This window comes from Vibrio sp. R10-SG-ISO4 (assembly GCF_059834135.1).
Map to the genome: position 1 here is coordinate 1 of NZ_JCBDHJ010000016.1, position 19,562 is coordinate 19,562.

17 protein-coding genes are annotated in these 19,562 nt (G+C 46.5%); 6 read left to right on the plus strand and 11 right to left on the minus strand.

All coding sequences use genetic code 11. The annotated features are described in order from the left end of the window. A partial coding sequence (locus AC6R03_RS09530; RefSeq protein WP_500630143.1) for an Ig-like domain-containing protein occupies positions 1 to 3,635 on the plus strand: 3,635 nt, incomplete at its 5' end. A 56-nt stretch (positions 3,636 to 3,691) separates the two neighbouring features. On the opposite strand, the gene AC6R03_RS09535 is transcribed toward AC6R03_RS09530, so the two are convergent. After that, a complete protein-coding gene (locus AC6R03_RS09535) occupies positions 3,692 to 4,885 on the minus strand; it encodes a class I SAM-dependent methyltransferase (protein ID WP_500630144.1) in 1,194 nt (397 codons plus the stop codon). Between the two features lie 167 nt (positions 4,886 to 5,052). Between AC6R03_RS09535 and yccX the strand changes: the two genes are divergently transcribed. Beyond that, positions 5,053 to 5,325: an acylphosphatase gene (yccX, locus tag AC6R03_RS09540; RefSeq protein ID WP_500630145.1), complete on the plus strand. Its 273-nt coding sequence runs from the start codon at positions 5,053 to 5,055 to the stop codon at positions 5,323 to 5,325. A gap of 31 nt (positions 5,326 to 5,356) precedes the next feature. On the opposite strand, the gene AC6R03_RS09545 is transcribed toward yccX, so the two are convergent. The 6 genes from AC6R03_RS09545 to AC6R03_RS09570 all read right to left on the minus strand — a co-directional run bounded on the left by AC6R03_RS09545 (position 5,357) and on the right by AC6R03_RS09570 (position 10,862). Continuing rightward, positions 5,357 to 5,686 (minus strand): TusE/DsrC/DsvC family sulfur relay protein, encoded by a 330-nt coding sequence (locus AC6R03_RS09545; protein ID WP_500630146.1) that lies wholly within the window; start codon positions 5,684 to 5,686, stop codon positions 5,357 to 5,359. 142 nt (positions 5,687 to 5,828) lie between these two features. Next, on the minus strand, positions 5,829 to 6,491 hold the full coding sequence (locus tag AC6R03_RS09550; RefSeq protein ID WP_334555402.1) for a Bax inhibitor-1/YccA family protein: 663 nt from the start codon (positions 6,489 to 6,491) through the stop codon (positions 5,829 to 5,831). A 187-nt stretch (positions 6,492 to 6,678) separates the two neighbouring features. Next, on the minus strand, positions 6,679 to 7,428 hold the full coding sequence (locus tag AC6R03_RS09555) for an amino acid ABC transporter ATP-binding protein (protein ID WP_500626443.1): 750 nt from the start codon (positions 7,426 to 7,428) through the stop codon (positions 6,679 to 6,681). Between the two features lie 22 nt (positions 7,429 to 7,450). Continuing rightward, positions 7,451 to 8,548 carry an amino acid ABC transporter permease gene (locus AC6R03_RS09560; protein ID WP_500630147.1) on the minus strand — a complete coding sequence of 366 codons (1,098 nt, stop codon included), beginning with the start codon at positions 8,546 to 8,548 and terminating at the stop codon, positions 7,451 to 7,453. A gap of 1 nt (position 8,549) precedes the next feature. Beyond that, positions 8,550 to 9,755 (minus strand): amino acid ABC transporter permease, encoded by a 1,206-nt coding sequence (locus AC6R03_RS09565; protein ID WP_500630148.1) that lies wholly within the window; start codon positions 9,753 to 9,755, stop codon positions 8,550 to 8,552. A 78-nt stretch (positions 9,756 to 9,833) separates the two neighbouring features. Beyond that, positions 9,834 to 10,862, minus strand: a complete 1,029-nt coding sequence (locus tag AC6R03_RS09570; RefSeq protein ID WP_500630149.1) for an amino acid ABC transporter substrate-binding protein — start codon at positions 10,860 to 10,862, stop codon at positions 9,834 to 9,836. A gap of 455 nt (positions 10,863 to 11,317) precedes the next feature. Between AC6R03_RS09570 and AC6R03_RS09575 the strand changes: the two genes are divergently transcribed. Continuing rightward, complete coding sequence (locus tag AC6R03_RS09575; protein ID WP_500630150.1) at positions 11,318 to 12,265, plus strand: precorrin-2 dehydrogenase/sirohydrochlorin ferrochelatase family protein; 948 nt, start codon at positions 11,318 to 11,320, stop codon at positions 12,263 to 12,265. A gap of 95 nt (positions 12,266 to 12,360) precedes the next feature. Here AC6R03_RS09575 and AC6R03_RS09580 read toward each other — a convergent pair whose 3' ends face one another. Further along, on the minus strand, positions 12,361 to 12,846 hold the full coding sequence (locus AC6R03_RS09580; protein ID WP_487902012.1) for a YajQ family cyclic di-GMP-binding protein: 486 nt from the start codon (positions 12,844 to 12,846) through the stop codon (positions 12,361 to 12,363). A 24-nt stretch (positions 12,847 to 12,870) separates the two neighbouring features. After that, complete coding sequence (locus tag AC6R03_RS09585; RefSeq protein ID WP_500630151.1) at positions 12,871 to 13,923, minus strand: 3-deoxy-7-phosphoheptulonate synthase; 1,053 nt, start codon at positions 13,921 to 13,923, stop codon at positions 12,871 to 12,873. Positions 13,924 to 14,134: 211 nt separating this feature from the next. Here AC6R03_RS09585 and AC6R03_RS09590 point away from each other — a divergent pair, with 211 nt between their 5' ends. Together AC6R03_RS09590 and AC6R03_RS09595 are read left to right on the plus strand one after the other, a co-directional pair. Then, entirely contained in the window at positions 14,135 to 15,022 is an 888-nt protein-coding gene (locus AC6R03_RS09590) for a putative PEP-binding protein (protein WP_500630152.1), read from the plus strand. Between the two features lie 113 nt (positions 15,023 to 15,135). After that, positions 15,136 to 15,615: a PaaI family thioesterase gene (locus AC6R03_RS09595; protein WP_487902009.1), complete on the plus strand. Its 480-nt coding sequence runs from the start codon at positions 15,136 to 15,138 to the stop codon at positions 15,613 to 15,615. Here AC6R03_RS09595 and AC6R03_RS09600 read toward each other — a convergent pair. Further along, a complete protein-coding gene (locus tag AC6R03_RS09600; RefSeq protein ID WP_500653663.1) occupies positions 15,584 to 16,969 on the minus strand; it encodes a hypothetical protein in 1,386 nt (461 codons plus the stop codon). The genes AC6R03_RS09595 and AC6R03_RS09600 overlap by 32 nt on opposite strands. 87 nt (positions 16,970 to 17,056) lie before the next feature. Between AC6R03_RS09600 and AC6R03_RS09605 the strand changes: the two genes are divergently transcribed. Then, complete coding sequence (locus AC6R03_RS09605) at positions 17,057 to 17,893, plus strand: CvfB family protein (protein WP_500653660.1); 837 nt, start codon at positions 17,057 to 17,059, stop codon at positions 17,891 to 17,893. Between the two features lie 172 nt (positions 17,894 to 18,065). Here the strand turns inward: AC6R03_RS09605 and rsmF are convergent, their stop codons facing one another. Continuing rightward, complete coding sequence (gene rsmF / locus AC6R03_RS09610; protein WP_500631045.1) at positions 18,066 to 19,484, minus strand: 16S rRNA (cytosine(1407)-C(5))-methyltransferase RsmF; 1,419 nt, start codon at positions 19,482 to 19,484, stop codon at positions 18,066 to 18,068. Positions 19,485 to 19,562: the final 78 nt, after the last annotated feature.

Sequence of the window (19,562 nt, forward strand, 5' to 3'; positions counted from 1 at the left end):
ACGACACCTGCACAACCCATAACGGCCTGACAGGCAGCTACTACGGTTACAATCAATACGGTGGTTCAGGTTTAGGTAATATCGACTCTATCCAAGATGCTTTAACGGTTATTCAATCTCGTGATTCGGCGGATGTTACCTTCTTAGCGACAAATTTGGATTATGCTCTTGATTCTGGCAATGGTAGCGTTGCTAGCGATAGTCAGTTGGTTGATTTCTTAGGCCATGACAGTAGCTCTATTGTGGGTAGCGTTCCCGCAGACGCAACGGATGGTATCTTCCACATGTCGGGTGCGATTTATTTAGAGTCAGGAGAATTCGCGTTAAAAGTTCGTGCTGATGATGGATACATGATTAAGATCGACGGTGTCATTGTAGCTCAATACGACGGTAACCAGTCTCCAACGACACGTGAGCACGAATTATTCACTGTTTCTGAGTCTGGTTTCCATATGGTAGAAATCGTTTATTGGGATCAAGGTGGCAACGCAGCATTTGATGTTGATATCGCTCAATTAGAACAAGATGGTAGTCAACTAGGTGATTTTTCACCACTGCTCGATGCACCAATAATTAGCAGCGATTTGTGTACGGTAGAAAATCAAGCGATTTCAATCAGTGCAGATTCGTTACTCGCTAATGACAGCGACGCCGATGGCGATCCACTGAGCATAGTAAGAGTGTTTGACGCTGTGGGTGGTTCTGTTTCTATTAGTGATGATGGGTCTATCCAGTTTGTTCCAGATTCCGGCTTTAGTGGTGACGCAACGTTTAGCTATGAAATATCTGACGGTAACGGTGGTACTGATGAAGCGCTTGTGACTATTCATGTTGCTCCACTTTCTTCTGGATTAACGGTTTCTGCAGAACTGACTCAATCAAACACCTTAGTTCAAGATGTTTTGGATTATATCGATAGCTATAAAGCTTCGCTTTCTGTTACCGAAACTGCCACATCTGACGCTGATCATCTGCAAACGAATAGCGGGGCTTGGGTAAAATCATTGGCAGGCGATGACGTGGTTGAATTTAATTCTGGTCACGATATGCAGGCCAAAGGGGGTGAAGGTAACGATATTCTGATCGGTGGTGCTACAAATAACGACTATCTGTTAGGTGAGGCCGGCAACGATATTATTGTCGCTGGCACGACAACCTCATCATCTAATATGCAGGGAGGTGATGGGAACGACATACTGATTGGTCAAAGCTACAACTCGTCTATTCAATATAACGGTGGAGCCGGTATCGATACTGCCTATGTACCTGGATCGTTCAGTGATTTTACTGTTCGATACGATAATCTCCCCCAAGGTGCGCAATTAGTGCTGATTCCAAACCAAGGTTCAGGAGGAAGTCATGATTTCTACAGTATCGAAACGATCTACTTTAATGACGGAAAGTTCCAATTAGTCGACGGAGCCTTGGTTAAGGTTGCCAATGTGTATGAACTCAATATCGATATCGATTTAGTTGATAGTGATGGTAGTGAGGTGATAACAGAAGTGACGTTGTATAGGGTACCTGATGATGTCGAGCTCACCGTCGGTGATAAACAACCAGATGGTAGTTGGATCATTCCATCTTCAGAGGTAGATAGTGACGGTAAGTTAACACTGAAATTTGAGACAAGCGTTACAAACTTACCCAATATTAAGGTGGTCGTAGGTGCGCAAGAGATAGTTGATGGCGAGCCAAGCGATTTACCGAGATACGCTAGTGATGAAACAGGTGTTATTTCTTTCGCTCCTGGAAACTCAAATGGAGATAATACGGTAACAGGTTCCAAGGGTGATGACGTGGTCATGGGTGACATTGGTGGGTACGTTAAAAACGTCATCCCTGGTGTTAATTATAACGTTGCACTAATCGTGGATACCTCCGGCAGTATGTCTGAATACGCAGACGGTATGACTCGCATTGAAATGGTTGAGGCCTCACTTAAAAATCTGGTTGAGAACTTGTCTCATCATGATGGTATCGTCAATGTGAAACTCATTTGTTTCGATGATGTTGTCGATTTCAACTTTGAAGCTCAAAGCATCACTACTAAGCCATCTCAGTATCAAGCATTAATTAATGAGATAGACACTAAACTCGATGCATCTGGTGCTACCAACTACGAAGCAGGTCTATCAATGGCAGATACTTGGTTCAGCAGTATGAAGAACGGTGCGGAAAATCTTGCTTTCTTTTTGACAGATGGTGAGCCAAATGTCGGCAAAGACAATAATGCATTAGTGTCTGCTCTTGACGCGTTCGAGTCTTTATCAGCGAAAGCTCAGGTACAAGCAATTGGTATTGGTAGTGACATAGACCCTGAGCTTTTGAAATTCTTTGACAACACTGCTCAAAGAGGGGCTGAAGAAGTCGGTGGGGTTGTTGATGACTCAACAAAGCAGGTAGTGTTCGATTTTGAAAATAGTTTTAATCTCGGTTGGAATACAAGTGAAGACCTAGATGCTTCGGTACATGTTTCATATGGTAGCATTGTAATCATAGATTCCGATGTTGAAAGGAACAGTGACTATGGAGAGTGGACTAGCAAGAGCTTCACAATCGAACAAGGTCAAGTAGTAGGATTTGATGTCACTTATGACGACGGAACATTTAAGTGGGAGCTATATAATGAGCAGGGCGTGTTGGTAGATTCGGGAAATGAAACTACCAACAAGCGAGAAACTGTCAACGTGATTAGTAACAAGATGCAAGAAGGTGTTTATCAACTTCGAGTAGGCTTTGATGCCAAGAAGTCCTACTCTGGTTATGCGAGCTTTGATTCTATTAATTTATATTATCCTTTAATGGCTTTAGCCGGCGAAGTGCAAATTGTGTCGACAGGTGATGAACTCAACGCAGCACTTCAAGGTGGTAGAACCGAGTATGACATTTCTAGTATGGGGAGCGATGAGGTTAGAGGCCTGGCTGGAGACGATATTCTGTTCGGTGATACCATTAACACAGACAATCTCCCTTGGGGCGTTAACGGTAATCCAGTCAAACCTGATGATCTCGCTGAGGGTGCGGGTCTAGATGCTCTCTATCAGTTCCTTTCATTAAAGAACGGTTACGATGCGACTGATGCTGATGTTTATGACTATATCAAATCTAACCATAGCCTATTCGATGTAGAAGGTGATAACAGAGGTGGAAATGATTCCGTCATTGGTGGAGAGGGTGACGACATTCTCTACGGCCAAGGTGGCGACGATATCTTATTGGGTGAAGAAGGCAATGATATCTTAGTTGGTGGCACAGGAGACGACACTCTCATTGGAGGATTAGGTGACGACATCCTCATTGGCGGATTGGGTGATGATACCCTCACCGGCGGTGATGGCGCTGATATCTTCAAGTGGGTTGACAGTGACCTAGACGGTTCTGTTGATGTGATTAAAGACTTCAGCAAAGATGAAGGTGACAAGATTGATCTTTCGGAGTTGTTTGAAGGTGATGATAGATCTGTCGATGATATTATTAGCCAGTATGTAAAAGTGGAAGACACCGATGCGGATGACAATCATGCAGAGATAGTGGTGATGAAAGGCGATGATAGAGTGACGATAGAGCTTGAAGGCTGGAATAGTGCAGACTTGACCGATCAGCTTAAAGACATTCTGATTATCAAAGACTAAAGCTAAAAGAGCCGACCTCAATGGTCGGCTCTGCTTTAAGAAACAATGTTAAATCTTCAAAGCACCTTACACGCAAACCCTTTCAAATAGAAACCTTCTGGATAAGCGCTATCAGTAGGGTGGTCAGCTGCTTGTTCAAAGCGTTCAACAAACTTTACTTGGCGACCGGAATCGATAGCGGCGTCAGCGATGACTTTCTGGAATAACTCACCACTCATTAGGCCTGAACAGGAGTAGGTGAGCAGTGTGCCGCCAGGCTTTAAAATTTGCATCGCGAGCATATTGATGTCTTTGTAGCCGTTCGCGCCAGAGGTTAAATTGTTCTTGCTTGAGACAAACTTCGGCGGATCCATGATGACGACATCAAATTGAGTGCCTTGATCTCGGTATTCACGCAATAGCTTGAACACATCTGCATTAAGAAATACCGCGCGTTTCTTAGAGATATCAAACTCGTTTAGCTCGGCATTAAACTTGGCAGTATCGAGTGCTGGCTGAGAAACATCTGCATTGATAACGCGTTTTGCACCACCTTTGAGTGCATAAAGACCAAAGCCACCAGTGTAGGAGAAACAGTTAAGCACTTCTTTGTCTTTGACGTATTTGGTGGCTTGCTGTCGGCTATCACGTTGGTCGAGGTAGAAGCCGGTTTTGTGGCCGTTAACAATGTCTACGCTGATTTTGACGCCGTTTTCTTCAATGACAACTGATGGTGGGGGTAGCTCACCATGAAGAACTCCGGTTGTTTCCTCTAATCCTTCTTTTTTACGCACCGCAACATCTGATCGTTCGTAGATATGGCAATCAGGAAAGACTTCAGTGAGCGCAGAGACAAGCAACGATTTCTGATATTCGGCACCGGCACTTAATAGCTGACAGACCAAATAGTTCTGGTATTTATCGATAGTAACCCCGGGTAAGCCATCAGATTCAGCCGCGATCAGACGGTAACCCGTTAACCCGTCACGTTCGATGATATCTTGGCGGAGCAATTGTGCATCTTGAATACGCTTGACAAAAAAGGCGTGGTCAATGGGCTGTTGTTCAAAAGACCACACTCGAGCACGAATTTGAGAATTTGGAGAATAGGCGGCTTTCGCCAACCATTGGCCATTTTGGGCATAGACATCCACCGTTTCACCGAGCTGGGGTTTGCCTTCGACTCTCTCAATACCGCGCGAGAAAATCCAAGGGTGCTTACGTTTTAGTGATTTATCACGGCCTTTCACAAGGTAAATCGCTGCTGTCATTACTGTGCTCATTAGTTTGGAAACAAAGGTCGGGTATTTTCGAGGATGTCACCGGGAAAATCAAATAAAACCCCGTCTATCGGATGTTCGCTGTTGGGAGCGAGCTCAATCCCAAACGGATGACGTTGGTCCATACTGATGATAATAGGTATTAAGAGGATGATATTATGGCGCAGCAATGCAAGCGGTTTATCGTATCGGGGACAGTTCAAGGGGTAGGTTTTCGCTATCACACCTCTTATCAAGGAATGACTCTAGGGCTAGCCGGCTACGCGAAGAATTTGAACAACGGTGATGTTGAAGTGGTCGTGTGTGGTGAGGAAGAGGCCATTGAACAGATGGCCTCTTGGCTAACGCACGGTCCCAAAACGTCGCGTGTGGAGTCAATGACTTCTGAACCGTTAACCTATCGAGACTTTAAAGGGTTTGAAATTCTCTGATACCATTCATGACTAAGTACTAAGCAGGTGGCTACAGGCATTTCGCAGGCTTAGGCAGTCCGGCTAATTTTGTCGCTTGTTTAGCTGGGCCTTGTTTAAACAGCTTAAACAGGTACTTACTGTTTCCTTTCTCTGGGCCATGTGCTTTTTCCATCGCTTTGACGAGCATTCTGACCGCAGGCGACGTATTAAACTCTTCATAGAAGTGACGTACAAATAAGATCACTTCAAGGTGGGCACCGGTCAGTTCTATTCCTTCCATTTCAGCCAAGGCGGGGATCATCGCTTCCTCCCACTCCGTATGGTCTTTGAGGTAACCTTGCGCGTCGGTCTCAATCGTTTTGCCCTTGTATTCGAACATCTTATTACCTTGCTGGATTCAAAACGGCTATAGGTTAGCGTAGCTTTGTGAATGACACAATCCTAACGCTTCGCGGGGCGGTGATAACAAAAAGCCCCAACATAATGTCGGGGCTCTAAACAATGTTGCTATTGCGAGACGATTAATCGTCGTTCATCACACCTAGAATACTCAAAAGGCTGATGAAGAGGTTGTAGATAGAAACGTACAAGCTCACTGTCGCTGAGATGTAGTTTGTCTCACCGCCACGAACGATTTGCTGCGTCGTTAGCAAAATCACACCGGTAGAGAAGAGGACAAACATACCGCTCATTGCGAGGTACAACATCGGCATTTGCAGGAAGATGTTCGCCACCATACCGATAAGCAAGACAACAAAACCAGCCATAAGCACGCCACCTAGGAAAGAAAGGTCACGTTTAGTAGTCAGTGCGTAAGCAGAAGCGCCAAGAAACGCCAATGCAGTACCACCTAATGCGGTAACGATAACATCACCCATGCCTGCGCCAACATACGCGTTGAGAATCGGACCGAGTGTGTACCCTAGGAAGCCAGTGAATAGGAATGTAAATACCAAGCCCATGCTGTTGTTGCGGTTTTTCTCCGTTAGGAATAGCAGACCGTAGAAGCCGACCAGCATGATGATAAGGCCAGGGCGAGGTAGATTCATCGCCATAGACACACCAGCCACGACCGCTGACCAAAGCAGGGTCATAGAAAGGAGTGCGTAGGTATTACGCAACACCTTATTGGTTTGTAGAGCACTTTCTTGTGTAGAAGTGCGGGTAAACATAGGACTGTTCATAATCTTCCTCGTGAAGTTTTATGTTTATACCGACATATATGAGGCTTATCAGTAAAAAGATCAAGCCCCGACGAGTCAAGTCGTTAGTAAAATAATAATAGAAATAGAAACTTAAGTATTTTGAAAGATGTAACACAATATAACAATCAAAAAGGGCGACCGAAGTCGCCCTTTGCTTACCCATCAATCAATGATGGAGAATTTGTGCTAGGAAGTTTTGAGTTCGATCCGATTGCGGATTTTCAAAGAAATCAACTGGGTTGTTTTCTTCGATGATTTCGCCCGCGTCCATGAAGATAACGCGATCGGCGACCTCTTTCGCAAACCCCATTTCGTGGGTGACACAAAGCATGGTCATCCCTTCACCGGCCAGTTCAACCATCACATCCAACACTTCTCGCACCATTTCTGGGTCGAGTGCCGACGTCGGTTCGTCAAACAGCATCACTTGCGGGCTCATACACAACGAGCGAGCAATCGCAACGCGCTGCTGCTGACCACCAGAGAGCTGACCTGGATATTTATCCGCTTGATCAGGGATCTTCACGCGTTCAAGGTACTTCATCGCGACGGCTTCCGCTTCTTCTTTTGGCATCTTCTTGACCCAAATCGGTGCTAGCGTACAGTTTTCTAGCACAGTGAGGTGAGGGAAGAGGTTGAAGTGTTGAAAACACATGCCGACTTCGCGTCTAACTGCCTCAATGTTCTTGAGGTCTTCTGTCAGCTCGTTACCAGAAACGATGATTTGGCCTTTCTGGTGCTCTTCTAAGCGGTTAATACAGCGAATCATCGTGGACTTACCAGAACCTGATGGGCCACAAATAACGATTTTCTCGCCTTTTTTGACATTGAGGTTGATGTTTTTCAGTACATGAAACTCACCATACCACTTGTTCATATCCTTAAGTTGGATCATGTAATCTTGTTGTTGCGTCATAATACGTCCTTGAGCTTATAAATTATCGTTTGTGACCGGTATGGAGTTTGTTCTCTAGCCAAATCGAATATCTCGACATGCCGAAACAAAATACCCAGAACACTAACGCGACAAAAACATAACTTTCCGTAGCAAAACCTAACCACTCGGGGTCAGTGTTTGCGGCTTGGCCAATACCGAGTACGTCAAACATACCGATAATCAATACAAGACTGGTGTCTTTGAAGAGGCCAATAAAGGTGTTCACGATAGAAGGAATGGTGATCTTAAGTGCCTGAGGCAATATGATCAGTCCTGTCTTTTTCCAGTAGCTTAAGCCAAGCGCATCCGCTGCTTCATACTGGCCTTTTGGAATGGCTTGTAAACCACCACGGATAACCTCAGCCATGTAGGCAGAACTGAACATCACCACACCAATCAAAGCGCGTAGCAATTTGTCTGTCTCCGAACCTTCCGACAGGAACAATGGCAGCATTACCGACGCCATGAATAGAACAGTGATCAGTGGCACACCACGCCATACTTCGATGTAAACGGTACAGATGCTGCGAATAATCGGCATATCTGAGCGTCTTCCGAGTGCAAGAGCAACACCAATTGGAAGTGAGACGACGATACCGACCAGAGCGATGATCAATGTGACCAGAAGTCCGCCCCATTTGTGTGTCTCAACGACTTCTAGGCCGAAGAATCCACCGTACAGAAGGCCTGCAATTAAAAACGGGTAGACGTTGACAAAGAACAGCCATATCCAAGTACGTTTAGGTGTCTTCTCGTATGCGAGCAACACAGTAAACACTGCTAGCGTGAAGTAGAACAGGCGAGGGCGCCAAAGCTCTTCTTGCGGGTAGAAACCATACATAAACTGTTCCCAGCGTACGCTGATAAATACCCAACATGCACCGTCTCGACTACAAGCGTCACGAGTTGTGCCAACCCAATCAGCGTTAATCAGTGCCCAATCGACGATGTTCCAGATCAAGCTGAAGGCGACATAGGCAAGTATGACGGTAACCACGGAGTTGACCGGGCCGTTAAATAAGTTCTTACGCAGCCATCCCATCACACCCACAGTATTTGCCGGTGGCGGTAGGCTAGGTTGAAATTGATGTACTTTCATTCTATCTCTCCACCAAAGCGACTTTTTTGTTGTACAAGTTCATCAGTGCTGACGTGAGCAAGCTGAGAGTCAGGTATACGCCCATGGTCATCGCGATAATCTCAATTGCCTGACCGGTCTGGTTAAGCGTTGTACCTGCAAATACTGAAACCAAATCAGGATAACCAATCGCCATTGCGAGCGATGAGTTTTTAGTCAGGTTCAAGTATTGACTTGTGAGCGGAGGAATAATGATACGCAGCGCCTGTGGAATGACGACGAGCTTCAACGTACGTGAGCGAGGTAAACCTAGCGACATGGCCGCTTCCGTCTGACCGTGGTTCACCGCGTTTATACCGGAACGTACGATTTCTGCAATAAAGGACGCGGTATAAATACTCAACGCAAGCAGAAGTGCTGCAAGTTCAGGGATGATGCTGATGCCACCACGGAAGTTAAAGCCCTTCAGTTCAGGGTATTCTGCGTGAATAGGCGAGCCCATCACAAAGTAGGTCACAACGGGTAACGCAACGATTAACCCTAACGCGATTCGCCCAACTGGGGTTTGCTGTCCGGTGAGCTTTTGTTTATTTTTGGCCCAAATGGCAACAAATAGCGTCGCGACTACGCCGAACACAAAGGCAGCGACCACGACAGATGACCCTTCACCGAAAACAGGGGCTGGAAAATACAGACCGCGAACGTTAAGGAAAATAGCTTCCCCTAAGCTTAGGCTCTGGCGCGCTGAAGGCAGTGCTTGCAGAACGGCGAAATACCAAAAGAAAATTTGCAGTAACAGGGGGACGTTACGGAAAATTTCGATATAGACTGCCGCAAGTCGACTGACCAACCAGTTGCTGGAGAGACGTGCGATACCCATGGCAAAACCAATCACAGTCGCAAGAATGATCCCCAAGAAAGAGACCAATGCGGTGTTCAGTAAGCCAACTAAAAAGGTTCTTCCATAAGAGAAGGTTTCATCATATTCAACAAGGGTGAGGCCAATCCCAAAGCCCGCTTCTTGTCCGAGGAAATCAAAACCAGTGGCAATGCCCCTAGCTCCGAGGTTCGTTAAGGCATTATTGACTATTGTGTAAAAGAAAAAGACCAAGGCGACTATCGCAATGATTTGGAAGACGACCGATCGAAAAGTGGGATTGTAGAGAAGGTTTGCATTGGAAGCAGGCGCACTACCTGACTTACCAGCAACAGTATCAGTAGGTTTCATACAGCTATAACCTCAAATCCATTTTTAATAAAAGGGCGGGGAGACCGCCCTTTCTTTGCTTGTTGTTATGTACTGCGATTAACGGATTGGTGGAGCGTACATAAAGCCGCCTGCATTCCACAGAGCGTTCACACCACGAGAGATCTGTAGTGGAGATCCTGTACCTACGGTACGCTCAAAGCTCTCGCCGTAGTTACCCACTTGCTTGATGACTTGGTAACCCCAATCATCACGGATACCTAGGCCTTTACCTTTAGGACCGTCAACACCAAGAATACGTTTGATGTTTGGATCTTCAGACTTCAGCATTTCATCTGCATTCTTAGATGTAATACCGTATTCTTCTGCGTTGACCATGGCAGAAAGAGTCCATTTTGCAACGTTAAACCACTGATCATCACCCTGACGAACCACTGGGCCTAGGGGCTCTTTAGAAATGATTTCTGGTAGAACCTGCGCTGAGCTCGGATCTTGTAGATTTAAGCGAAGTGCGTACAGACCAGATTGGTCAGTTGTTAGCACGTCGCAACGGCCTGCATCGAAACCTTTTGAGGTTTGCGCTGCGGTATCAAATACCACTGGCTTGTATGACATGCCATTGTTGCGGAAGTAGTCCGCTAGGTTAAGTTCGGTAGTTGTTCCTGACTGAACACATACTGATGCGCCGTCCAGCTCTTTAGCACTCGTAAGACCTAGGTCTTTTTTAACCATAAAGCCTTGGCCGTCGTAGTAGTTTACGCCAACGAAGTTAAGACCAAGCGCCGTATCACGGTGCAATGTCCACGTTGTGTTACGTGACAGTACATCGATTTCACCGGATTGAAGTGCAGTGAAACGCTCTTTTGCAGTGAGCGGAACGTATTTAACTTTTGTTTTGTCACCCAGTACGGCTGCAGCAAGTGCTTGACAGTATTCCACGTCGATGCCTTCCCATTCACCCTTAGAGTTTGGGTTTGAGAAGCCCGGTAGACCAGTACTTACACCACAAGTAATAAAATCTTGTTTAGTCACTTTATCCAACGTGCTATCAGCTGCAGATGCGCTTGTAGACATCAGAGCAGTAGATGCAGCTACGACAGAAGCAAGAACTGTTAGTTTATGTGCCATTTGTATCCTTCCTGTATGATCCATGTTAAGTCAGGCAGAACCTGAAAAAACGAGTGAAATATGTTGTGTCTTAGTATTTATTGACTGAGCTGATTGCACCACTGGTAACCAAATCAATCGTTTATAAGCGTAGGTAAGGATCTCGAAATTCTCAACTTCATAATTTAAAAGAATTTTTGAATGAAATCACAAACCTCAACAATGATTAGAATGGCGAAATGTTATCTGAATGTAAATAGTGCAACTAGGGATCAGATTGGTGCGTCAGAATGTGATAGCTAATAATTCTAAATGATCAGACTATCAATTGTTGCCAGGATGCTGAATTGGTATGAATGACTGCGAACAAGGTTAAATTCAGAGTAATATTATTTTAATTGTCAAGGTAGGGTGAACACGATGCCCCATTTTTGGTAGTATCATGAGCTAGTACAAATGGTTTACCAAGGATTGAAATGCAGTATTTTCCGCTGTTTATAAACCTCAATCACCAGCCAGTTCTTGTGGTGGGAGGGGGCGAGGTCGCCAGTCGAAAAGTGGACAGCTTAGTGAGAGCTGGCGCCGATGTGACCATTGTGTCACCCAAGATTGAGCCCTATTTAGCACGCTTGGTGGAGCAGGAACGTTGTCGCTGGATACAAAGCTTCTATTCGAGTGAGCTGTTAGATCAACATTACCTCCAAGTATGGGCAACCACAGACAATCCTGAGTTAAATCACCAGGTTCATTTCGATGCGAAAAAGAAACGCTTGCTCGTCAATGTCGTGGATGACCAACCGTATTGCGATTTCATTACCCCCTCGATAGTGAATCGTGGTCGAATTCAAATTGCCATCTCTAGCGGTGGCGCTTCCCCAGTGCTAGTGAGAAATATCCGCGAAAAACTCGAGTCGATATTACCTCACAACTTATCACTGCAAGCTAACTTTGCAGCCTCAAAGCGCAATGATATTAAGCAACATCTCGCCAGCGTTGATGAAAGGCGAACTTTTTGGGAAGCGTTCTTTGCCAACTCAAATGTGCAAGAGATGACCAGTCTTGATGAGTTCGAAACGCACTATCAAGCCTTACTCAGTGAAGGCATCACCAAACCCGCTTCGACTGTCTGGATTGAATGTGGTGAAGATGTCGAGTTGTTGTCGCTAAAAGCGCTGAAAATCATGCAAGAGGCGGAACTCGTACTTCATAGTGAGAACTGTCCTTTCGCGTTTGTCGATTTGGTTCGCCGCGATGCTGAGCGCACGCCTTTTGAAAGTAGCGCCGACCTTGCTCAGTACTTGATGTCTGCCAAACAGGAAGGGCTGAAAGTGGTTGTCTTGGTTGAGGCCGGGGCAAGTGACACCAAGTTGTTACAGGGTAATGATTTAACGATTAAACAAGCCACGATGGCAGCAAAGCGCTGACCCTTGCGTTTTGTCTGTTTAGAAAAAAACAAACCCGCTGTTCAGCGGGTTTGTGCGAATGACTCACTGCTATGTGAGCATGGCTTCGTTAATCGTTAGTCACGAAAGTTTTCAAACTGGAAAGGTTGGCCGAGTTCTGCTTCGCGGATGAGTGCCATCGTCGCTTGTAAATCATCACGTTTTTTACCAGTCACGCGCACTTTTTCACCTTGGATAGAGGCTTGGACTTTGATCTTAGAGTCCTTGATGTGCTTGACAATTTTCTTCGCAACTGGCGTTTCAATGCCTTGCTTGAAAATGACGATTTGGTGCCAGTTGCGACCGGAGGCCTCCTCAGGCTTCGCTTCCATTGCATTGACGTCTACGCCACGCTTAGTGAGGTTAGAGCGTAAAATGTCACGCATTTGCTTGAGCTGGAATTCACCTTCGGCATTCAGTTTCACGGATTCGTCTTTTTGCAGTTCAAACGTCGCTTCAACGCCACGAAAGTCGAAGCGAGTCGATAGTTCACGTGATGCGTTGTCGACGGCGTTGCGCAATTCAACCGCGTCGATTTCTGAGATAATGTCAAAAGAGGGCATAATGTACTCCGAAATAGTCGTTGATTAAGGTCGCGCTTTCACAGCGTCAGCAAGCATGTCCAGCATCTGCACAGTGTCCTCCCAGCCTAAACATGGGTCGGTGATGGATTGACCATAAGTGAGATTGTTGAGGTCACACATGGATTGGTTGCCTTCGACAATAAAACTTTCGGCCATAATACCGGCAATCTGATGCTTTCCTGAACGGATCTGCTCACAGATGTCCTTTGCCACATCCAGCTGTTTGCGATGCTGCTTTTCACAGTTGGCATGGCTGAAGTCGACCACAAGACGCTGCGGTAAATCAAATTGAGCGAGTTGCTCACAAGCTTGCGCGACCGATGCCGCATCAAAGTTCGGCCCTGTGTCACCACCGCGAAGAATGATATGGCCGTATGGGTTACCGCTCGTGCGATAGACCGTCATGCGTCCATTTTTGTCTGGCGAGTAGAAGTAGTGCGAGGCCATAGAGGCACGAATCGCATCGATGGCGATTTTAACATTGCCGTTGGTGCCGTTTTTGAAACCGACAGGGCAAGAGAGGGCAGACGCCATTTCACGGTGAATTTGTGACTCTGTCGTGCGCGCGCCAATCGCACCCCAAGTGATTAAGTCAGCGATGTACTGGCCGGTGATCATATCCAAGAACTCAGTGGCGGTTGCCAAGCCAAGTTTATTAATATCAAGCAGGAGTTTACGTGCTTTGTTAAGACCAGTTTCCAGCGCGTACGAACCGTCTAGGTTAGGGTCTGTAATTAAGCCTTTCCAGCCTACGACGGTGCGCGGTTTCTCGAAATAAGTGCGCATGACGATAAAAAGCTCATCTTTATATTGCGCTTGAATCGTAGACAGACGCTGTGCGTAGTCGATCGCCGCCTCTGTATCGTGTACCGAGCACGGGCCAACAATTACGAGTAGGCGAGAGTCTTCACCAGTGAGAATTTGTTCAATTTGACGGCGCGAAACAGCAATACGCTCGGCGACATCATCAGTAATCGGGTGGGCGCTTCCAAGTTCTGCCGGAGTTGGCATAGGGCCTAAAGGCTGCGTTCTTAATTCATCGGTTTTTAATGGCATACCAGAGCCTGTTCTTTTTATTGCGAAGCGCTAAAGATAACGGAAACGAATCAAGTAATAAACTACTTATCCTGAAACTCTTCAAGTGCGAAGCGTAGATCTGAAAAACTATTCAAAAATGTTAGTTTTAAATTCTGTTTTGCCCTTGTCTTCACTGGCGCGAGTCGGTATGTTTCAAATATCACAATAATAATCTAAGTACGGAGCAGTAATGAGTTTATCCGGTTCAAGCAATTTGCATTCTGCATTGAGTAGTGGCGACGCCCTACCTAAGGTCGACGGTCAACAAGGTGGACAACACCTCTTTGTTTCCTTATCTGAGCTCATCCTAGAGCACATTTTTTACCATCCTAGCTTTGAGTCAGCCACATCGCCGCTCGATCCACTACAACGTAGCTCTATCGATGCGATGTTGGGTGAACAAGATCTCAAGACGCACTTTGTTTCTACCTTGGTCTCAATCATCTCTGACGCCATCTCCCCTGATCACAAAGTTGTGCGTGTATCGCTAAGTAATGCGGACAGCCATGCAATGCGTTCGCTATTGGGTGGTGATGTGGAGCCTGAGGCGGTGAATCCAGCACTCGGTATGCGTGGCGTGTCTCGCTATGCCCAGCCAGAGTTTAGCGCCAGTTTTGTCCTAGAGTGCGATGTGATCAAAGCATTAAGAGTGCAAGGTCATCAGGTTGAAATTGTGGTGCCGTTTGTTCGTGCTTTATCTGATGCCGCGAAGATCATCGATTTGCTTGCCGAGCAAGGACTGCCGCGTGGCCTTGACGGGCTCAAGGTGCTTTATACTGTCGATGTACCGTCTTCTGCGCTGATGGCCGAGCGTCTATTGCACTATTTTGATGGCGTCGTGATTAATTTGGAAAACCTAACCCAATATACGCTGGGTATCGATCGTCTAGACGAGACACTACACTATTTGTTTGAACCACAAAGTGAAGCGGTGCTACAACTGATTGACATGACGACCAAAGCGGCAGAGAGCGTCAATAAGCCGGTAATCCTAACCAGCAGTGGCCTCTTGAACTACGCAAAAATCCAAGAGTATTTGGTCGAACGTGAACACGTCGAACTTGTTGTGACGGTGTAACTGACTAAGTAATCTGAGTTATCTCACTATCTGAAAGTGCAATGTTAACAAATTGTTGACATTGCACGCCTTCCATATTCAACTGGCTCTAAATCCACTAGTCGGACCAGTCTATGTTAAGCCCTCTTACTAAAGCGAACTTTTACCTCAATTACTTTGGCTTTCTCAAAGTCCCCCTAATTTGGCTCTGTCGACCTAAAATTCTCCAATTGGATGAGCAGCGCGTAGAGGTAAAAATTCCACTAAAAAGACGGACTAAAAATCATCTCGGCAGTATGTATTTTGGTGTCTTGGCGGTTGGTGCTGACGTCGCAGGCGGTTTCATGGCGATGAGTAAAGCTCAGGCGCGAGGCAAGCAGGTGTCTCTGGCTTTTAAAGCGGTGGAAGGGCAATTCTTAAAGCGACCTGAGGCGGATGTCCACTTTGTCTGTGACGATGGGGAGCTGATTGACAAGATGCTTGATGAGACGTTCGCGACCGGTGAGCGTGTCAACCAAGCGGTAAAAATTACCGCCCTCTGCCCAAGCCTACATGGCGATGAGCCGATGGCGGAATTCTTACTTACTCTGTCACTAAAGCGAAGGGGTGAGTGAAGTCATCCACCTCAATTTGCTCAATCGCAACGATTTTGCTGCGGTTGAGCACGATTTTCCAACGGTAATAGTTTGGGTTTCCGTCGTGATTGTCTTCTTTGACAATCAAGTCGAGCAGGTGACGCTTTTCAACGGATTCGCGGCTCACCTGACTGTTGTTCAGAGTATAAATTTTGTTTGAGCCCTTATCCATCAAACGGGTAAACGGTCGCATGCTGAGTAACAAGGTTTCGCGCGTTTCTTCATAACCGCTCATAAACTTCGATGTAGTCATCTCCGTCTCTGAACGATAGTGTAAAATTTGTTCTTCCCGTTGGACGACGCGCTTTTTGCGAATCGACTTGATGCGGTCGGGAAGTTTGTCGAGCCCAAGATAATCAAGCCATTCGAGTTTTTGCCCGACGGTCTTTTTGGTTGTCGGATCCAGGTAGGTTTTACGCCACTTAGGTCGGCCACGTCGAATCCACCGCCACATGACATCCCGCAGATCGTCTTTAAATATTTCGCGTAGTGCGTAGACAAATGACATCAAAATGATGAACGATGCGGTGATCTCACCCCAATAATCACGAGCCAGAATTGCGGTAATGGTGACAAACACCATCACAAACCCCGTTGCACTGCCTTTCACAATTCGCTTTAGATTGTTGCCCAATGATTGCGTTTTTTCTTGCAGGACGATGGGATGTTCTATCAAACGTCTTAATAAGCGCATTTTGTTACTCAAGCGGGTCACATCGCCTCTAACGCTTTCTGAGTTGTAGTTGTTGAGTTTTCGGTGCGCAGCTTCTTTCTCAACGATAGTGAGCAAGCGCTCTTTGAGCGTCTTGTATTCACTGTCACGTGGCATGTGGGCAACCAATGACATCAGCCTTTGCCCGGTGTACCAAGAGAGGTAGTTATCGATGTTGGCGTAGTAGCGTTTCAGCCCCTCTTCATAAGGAATACTCCGACGCAGCTTTTTCAAAATATCGAGAGAGAGTTCGATGACTTCGTCTACTTCATCGGTGGTGACGGACTCGGAGTTGTGTTTATTCAATTCGCTGACCGCTTTATCTAACGCAATCACGTATTGGTAGGCGAACAAACTTAAACTGACGCGGTACTGAGTTGACGAGAGTCGTCCTCGTTTGGCAAGTCGACTGTGCACGAGCGGAAGTAGCGTTTTGTCACTGAAATAAGCGCGTTTTTGCGCCAGAGACTCGTAATAGAATTCACTCTCTTTGACGGTGTCAGCGTTTAAGCCAAGCTCACCGGGAATGAAAAAGTAGAGGTCGAGATCCGACTTCTTGGTCGAAGCCATTGCGTGAGAAATTTTGAGAGTGATGCCATCTTGTTTGTCTACCGTGACCAAGAAAATCTCCATAAAGTTCAAATTAGCTGGCGAAAGCATATCAGAGATTGGGTATAATCGCCGCAAATTTAGCAAGAGACCGTTGAAATGATTAACGTTGGTAAGGTAAACCACTTAGAAATTGTAAAAAAAGCCGACTTTGGACTATTTTTGGATGCCGGAGAATACGGCACCTCTTTGCTGCCAAATCGCTTTGCGCCAAAAGACGCGGAAGTGGGCCAATTTATTGATGCGTTTCTCTACTTTGATTCCGACAACCAGTTGGTGGCGACGACTGAAACTCCGATTGCCGAAGTGGGCCAGTGGGGGCTGATGGAAATCCAAGGGGTCAACAGCACCGGTGCTTTTGCCAATTGGGGAATTAAAGGCAAGGATCTGTTGATCCCGTTCAGTGAGCAGCGTGCCCGCTTTAAAGAAGGTCAAACTGTGTTGGTGTACGTCTACACTGACAAAGCATCTGGGCGCATCGTCGGAACCACCAAATTCAACAAACTGCTGGATAAAACTCCGCCACCTTATAGCAAAAACCAGCAAGTCGAGCTGTTGATTGCAGAGCGCAGCGACTTAGGCTTTAAAGCGATCGTTGAAGGCCAACACTGGGGTATGATCTTTAAGTCTGACGTGTTTGGAAAACTCTTTATTGGTAAGCGTCTTAAAGGCTACATCAAAGCGATCCGTGAAGATGGCAAAATCGATCTCTCGCTGCAAAAAGTCGGTGTTGGAAAAATGGATGACTTGAGTGAGAAAGTGCTTGAGTTATTGGAGAAAAAGGGCGGCTTTCTCCCTCTTAATGATAAGTCATCGCCAGAAGCCATTTTCTCAACGTTTCGAACCAGTAAAGGGACGTACAAGAAAACCATTGGCGGTCTTTACAAGCAAGGTCGTATCCGTATCGAGCAAGATGGGATTTACCTCGCTGATTAATCGACTTGAGACAAAAAAAGGCCCGAAGCGGATCATGCTTTGGGCCTAGGGGAAGGGCTCCTACAGAGCCTGCGCTAACAGTCTGATATTCATCACCAATCAATACTTCAATTGTAGTTCAAGATCAGTATAGCGCCAGGCAATGAAGAAATTTCATACCTTGGTTTAGGGATTAAAACAGATTTTTGTCTCTTACCAATTCTCTGGGTAGGCCATTTTTGATTCGATTTCCGACCCATTTCCCGAGTCCAATCACATCGTTACCGTATTTGACCAGCACTTCACCTTTGCCTGTTTGCGCCGGTCTCACATCTCTTCCCATGTACCACTCTCTGGCGTCATCAATAGAAAGTTCGACACTGTTCGCTTCATTCCCCGTTGCCAGTGCGGTGGCGACTTGGTGTTGCCAGCGATAGCCTTTCTTATGCGCTTCGGCGATCTTTATTCCCATACGTGAAAAGCGCAGTTCGCCGAGCATTGGCTCGAGCGCATCGGGGAACAACCAAACATCGTTGTCACGCAGCCAAATCGTGGTGTGTTGAGGCAGCGAAACAGACAGCGCGTCTTGCAGTGCGCTAGCGATCGCTTGCTGCTCTTTTTCCGATGCTTTCTGAAACGGAAATTTACCGAGGCGTTTTTTTACATCAGGTGGTGTCGCAGTGCCAGTTTTACGTATTTTTGCCACAAAGAATCCTTCACAGTCATAGACTTGAGGGAATATGTGCAAAAAGCCTTCGGCGGTTAGCGCTTCGTCAGCACCCGGGAATAAGGATTCAAGGCTTTCAAATTCCACCAACTCGCCAAAGGTTAACTTTAAGTGCTGGCAGACTTGCTGGTTCTCTTCCACGCTGAGCGTACAGGTCGAGTAGACCATGACACCGCCCGGTTTTAGGGCGTGAAAAGCACTTTCGATCAGATCTTTTTGCGTCTCTGCGATGGATAGCACTGACGCTTTACTCCAGTTTTTCATCGCATCGGCATCTTTGCGAACCGTACCTTCCCCAGAGCAGGGTGCGTCGATGAGAACGGCATCGAACTGCTCTGGCAGCCAACCACCAAACACGCGGCCATCGAAGTTAGTCAATGCGGCGTTACGAATACCGCAGCGCTCAATATTCGCATGGAGTACTTTCACGCGGCTAGCGGAAAACTCGTTCGCCACCAATACGCCTTCATTATCCATCAGCGCAGCGATTTGTGTCGTTTTTGACCCTGGTGCAGCCGCCATATCGAGCACCGCCTGAAAGGTGTCATCACCAGAAAAGAGCGCAGAGACAGGCATCATGGAACTGGCTTCTTGGATGTAAAACAGCCCTGCCATGTGTTGAGCACGATTCCCCAGTGGCACCCGGGTTTCATCAGCATCAATCCAAAATCCTTCTTTACACCAAGGCACTGGGGTCAATACCCATCCTTGCTGCTCAGCCAGCGCTTTAAAATCGTCCACTGTGGTCTTGAGAGTGTTGACGCGGACACTTTTTCTAAGTGGTCGTTGGCAAGCGGCGATGAAGTCATCCATCGTCAAATGAGACGGAAGGATGGTTTGCATTTCAGCGAGAAAGTCGTCAGGGAGATAAACGTTTTGGTGCACTCTGCATCTCTAAGTAGAAAATTTGCCGAGAGTGTAGCAAAAACGCAGCCACTTGGCTGCGCTTTTACTGATGATAGG